General features: G+C 37.8%; 1 tRNA gene. It reads right to left on the bottom strand.

The features are described from left to right. Window positions 1-292: 292 nt before the first annotated feature. Window positions 293-368 (bottom strand) — tRNA-Ala (locus tag KGF52_RS21140). Window positions 369-468 lie beyond the last annotated feature (100 nt).

Raw genomic sequence — 468 nt, 5'->3', positions numbered from 1 at the left:
ACCCTTAATAACTTGACCAGTTAAAAAGGTTTGATAGATTAGAAGCTATCAACTTCGATAATTTTAAAAAGTTATCAACTTTATATATTACAAATTAGATGTCATATCACTAAATATATATATGCAGTTTTCAAAGTGCTAGCGCACGTCGCCAACGAATAAATTCCGTTGCTTAAAGTGCTAACGCACGTCGCCAACAAACAAACTTCACATGTGTTCAGTTTATTCTGTTGCTTAAAGTGCATGTAAGAGGCTACTAGATAAATCGAAGATTTAAGTAATATACTCTTAATGGTGGAGATGAGGAGAGTCGAACTCCTGACCCCTTGCTTGCAAGGCAAGTGCTCTCCCAACTGAGCTACACCCCCAAATATGAAGTTCATAAAGAACTCTCAAAATTAAACAGTAGGCAATTCTCCTTAGAAAGGAGGTGATCCAGCCGCACCTTCCGATACGGCTACCTTGTTA

It is taken from the genome of Clostridioides sp. ZZV15-6597, assembly GCF_020657815.1.
Classification (GTDB): domain Bacteria; phylum Bacillota; class Clostridia; order Peptostreptococcales; family Peptostreptococcaceae; genus Clostridioides.
Note: the sequence above shows the minus strand (reverse complement) of the source record. Positions and strands in the feature narration are given on the sequence as shown.